We start from the raw sequence: 2,106 nt of genomic DNA, 5'->3' as shown, positions 1-2,106 counted from the left end.
GGGGCGGAGTCGGGGCCGGCGCCCGTGCCCGCGCCGGGGCCCGCGCCGGGGCCCGCGCCGGGGCCCGCGCCGGGGCCCGCGCCGGATTCGGCGCCCGCGCCGGATTCAGTGACCGCGCCCGTGACGGGTTCGGCCGGGGAGTCGGTGGCCGACTCGGCACCGGAGGCGGCCTCGGGTTCGACGTCCGGCTCGCTCTCGCGATCGGCTTCCGTCGGGGAGGCCGAGGCTGCGGCGCTCTCGGGGGCGGTGTGCGCCGGGGGCTCGGTAGCAACGCCCGTGGCCTTGGTCGCCGCCTTGGCCTCTTCCTTCTTGGCCTCTGCCTCTGCTCCGGCAGCGGTTCCAGCGGCCTCGGCCGCCTCGTCGACGCCGGAGCCGGATACCGCTCCTGAGGGCCTGGGGTCTTGCTGGGCCGAAGATGTCACAGGGTCCTCCCTGCGGTGTGGGGCCGGGGTTCGGGGGACTTGTCGGTCGAGGTCTGCTCGGCCCCCGCCGTCTGCACGGGAGCGAGGAGAGAGTCCGCCGGGACGAGCAGGGGAGCCGCGGCCCCGGCGTTGACCATGAGCAAGGTGCCCGAACCGCTCAGCGAACGGGCCAGCTCGGCGGCCGGAAGGGTGTCGTGCCGAAGTGCCGCGGACATGAACGCGTGTGCCTCCGAGGAGAACAGCAGCACCACGGGCGCGCCGTCCCTCCCGTCGGCGGTGAGCGGTCCGCCGTCCGGCCCGCGCGGCACCGAGATCTCGGCCTGCGCGAGCGCCGCGACGGCCTCGTCCACGGAGCCGTAGCCGGTGGCCGCCCGCTGCGCCGCCGCGTCCACCGGGTCGGTGGCCTCGGGCCAGCCGAGCATGCGCGACGAGGGCCGGTAGGCCGGGTTGGCGCGGTACTCGCCCACGTCCCCGCTCTCGTCCGACCGCCACTCCCCCAGCACCGCCCATTCCGGTGGCGTCCGCTCCTCGGTCCACTCCGGGTCGACCATGCCGATCCAGTGGCCCGGCGCCCGGCGGGCGGCGGCTCGCACGGCGTCGGGTACCGCCGGGGCATCGGAGGACTCGCCGGTGACGGAGGACTCGCCGGTGACGGACGACTCGGGGGCGGCAGCCGGACCGGGGACGCCGGACACCGCGGGCAGGGCGTCATGCCTGCCCTCTTGCCGTTCTCCGGGCCGCATCTCCACCTGAACTCTTGGGCTGTACGAATACGTGGTCTGCCGAACGGTATGCGCGCACGCCGACATTGATCAGATCGGGGAGTCAACAGAATGCCATACGCACCCGGTCCGTAGTCGACCGGAGTTGGTCCGTATCGGCCTCAATCCGTGCCCGTTTCCTGCCCGTTCCGAGAACATTCCGGGAGCAGGGGTGCGTGGAGGCACAAAGCCACTGGCCGAAGAGGGAGGGGGGTCCGGCAACTGCGAGCGGTACGGGCTAAGTTGGCTCCGGCATCGGTCACCGTCCCGGTACGGTCCATGCGGCCGGGCGTCCGGGCCGGGGCCCGCGAAGCGACTCGCGGCTCGAAAGGGGCGAGCGATCGGCCCGCGGCCACCGCGGCAGGACGCACGGACGACGGCGGCCGGGACCGACCCGAACCGCTCGCCTCCGCGCGGCACCCGCCCACCGGACGCACCGGCGTCCGACCGACCCCGCCCGCCGCGTCGGCACCAGCCCGTCATCGACAGCCGCGCCACCGAGGAGGAGTACCGCATGTCCCGCGAGAACCAGGCCCCCGAGGCGAACGCGGAGGCGGCCGCCACCCTCGGCCCCGATTCCGGCACTGCCCCGACGGAGGAATCCGCCCCCGAGGGTCAGTCCGCCCGCACATCGATGCAAGCACCGACCGGCGACACGGAGTCCGGCCCGGCCCCGGGCCCGGGCACCGAACCCGACACTCCGGCCTCCGGTTCCGCGGCCCCGGCCGGCAAGACCACCGACCCGTCCTCGGCGTCCACCACGACGGGCAAGCCCTCCACCCCGGACGCCGAGTCCTCCCCGACGCGCGCGTCCGCCACCCCGGCAGCCGAGCCATCCCCGAACGGCGAGGCCACGGCCCCGGCCACTGAACCGGCCACCATCTCTCCCTCTCCTTCAGCCGCCACCAGGGCCCCCGCGTCGC

The 2,106-nt window shown here is 75.2% G+C and carries 1 protein-coding gene and 2 pseudogenes; 1 reads left to right on the top strand and 2 read right to left on the bottom strand.

All coding sequences use genetic code 11. The annotated features are described in order from the left end of the window. Both ABZ281_RS47070 and ABZ281_RS47065 read right to left on the bottom strand, forming a co-directional pair. Window positions 1-422, bottom strand: a pseudogene (locus ABZ281_RS47070) (hypothetical protein); the annotation flags it as partial. Further along, the gene (locus tag ABZ281_RS47065; protein WP_356664726.1) at window positions 419-1,165 is read right to left on the bottom strand and encodes a type VII secretion system-associated protein; all 747 of its coding nucleotides are present in this window, start codon (window positions 1,163-1,165) and stop codon (window positions 419-421) included. The pseudogene ABZ281_RS47070 and the gene ABZ281_RS47065, both read right to left, overlap by 4 nt. A 532-nt stretch (window positions 1,166-1,697) precedes the next feature. On the opposite strand from ABZ281_RS47065, the pseudogene ABZ281_RS47060 reads away from it, so the two are divergent. After that, a pseudogene (locus ABZ281_RS47060) lies at window positions 1,698-2,106 on the top strand (hypothetical protein); the annotation flags it as partial.

The sequence above is a fragment of the Streptomyces sp. NPDC006265 genome, assembly GCF_040613555.1.
In the GTDB taxonomy this organism is placed as follows: domain Bacteria; phylum Actinomycetota; class Actinomycetes; order Streptomycetales; family Streptomycetaceae; genus Streptomyces.
Note: the sequence above shows the minus strand (reverse complement) of the source record. Positions and strands in the feature narration are given on the sequence as shown.